This window comes from Herbidospora solisilvae, assembly GCF_009901565.1.
In the GTDB taxonomy this organism is placed as follows: Bacteria; Actinomycetota; Actinomycetes; order Streptosporangiales; family Streptosporangiaceae; genus Herbidospora; species Herbidospora solisilvae.
Genome location: NZ_WXEW01000026.1, coordinates 1 through 1086 on the forward strand (window position 1 = coordinate 1; position 1086 = coordinate 1086).

General features: G+C 69.0%; 1 protein-coding gene. It reads right to left on the reverse strand.

Annotated elements, in window-relative coordinates:
- Positions 1 to 14: 14 nt before the first annotated feature.
- Positions 15 to 980: an IS481 family transposase gene (locus tag GT755_RS38315; protein WP_161484446.1), complete on the reverse strand. Its 966-nt coding sequence runs from the start codon at positions 978 to 980 to the stop codon at positions 15 to 17.
- Between the last annotated feature and the right edge of the window lie 106 nt (positions 981 to 1086).

Sequence of the window (1086 nt, forward strand, 5' to 3'; positions counted from 1 at the left end):
CTAGGTGTACTCGGTCATGGACTTGGTGACAGTCGGCTGATGGGTGGTTGGCCGCCGAGGGCTGAGTGTGGGCGTGTGGTGTTGTAGTGCTCCAGCCAGGGGCCGAGGGCTTGGGTTCGGTGCTGGTTGCTGGCATAGGGCTGGCGGTAGGCCCATTCGGTTGCCATGGTGCGGTTGAGGCGCTCAGCCTTGCCGTTGGTCCAAGGGCAGTGCGGGCGGGTGAACTTCTGGCGGGCGCCCAAAGCGGCGCAGGCCTGCTGGAAGGCGTGACTGATGCGGTAGTTCTTGGCGTTGTCGGTCAGCACGCGGTGGATGCGGGTGATGCCGTGGGTGGCGAAGAAGGCCGCGGCGCGGGTCAGGAAGGCGGCGCAGGTGGTGCCTTTCTCATCGTTCAGGACTTCGATGTAGGCCAGGCGGGTGTGGTCGTCGATGGCGGTGTGCAGGTAGTCGTAGCCGATGCCGCGTCCGCGTGCGGAGCCGGCGCGGCCGTGGACGCGGTGGCCGCCGCCGTCGGGGATGCGGCCGAGTTTCTTGACGTCCAGGTGGATCATGTCGCCGGGCGCCACGTGCTCGTAGCGGCGGGCGCTTTTGCGGCTGGCGCGGATCGGCGTGCCGGTCAGAGGGTCACACATGGCCAGGCGTGCGACGCCGTGGCGGCGCAGAATTCGGGTGATGGTCCGGGCCGGCACCGCGGTGGCCGCCGCGAGCCGGTCGGGTCCGGCCCGCAGCTCGGCACGCGCGGCGAGCACGCGCTGCTCTACCTCGGGCGGGGTGCGGCGGGGGCTGGTGCGGGGGCCGCTGCGCCGTTCCCGTAGTCCGGGCCAGCCTTCTTGCTGGTAGCGGCGGACCCACCGGTGCCCGCATTGGCGCGAGACGCCCAGTTCGGCGGCCACGTGTGCGACGGGGCGGCCGTCGAACACGACACGGCGAACCAGCAGGCATCTGCCGTGAAACGTCAGCCGGGCGTTAGCGTGACCCATCAAGACCTCCGTGCGTGGGTGAAGCGGCAAACTCCACTACGCCCGGAGGTCTTCTTCATGATCAATCACCGATCGCCATGTGTCACCAAGATCTCGGCCAAGTACA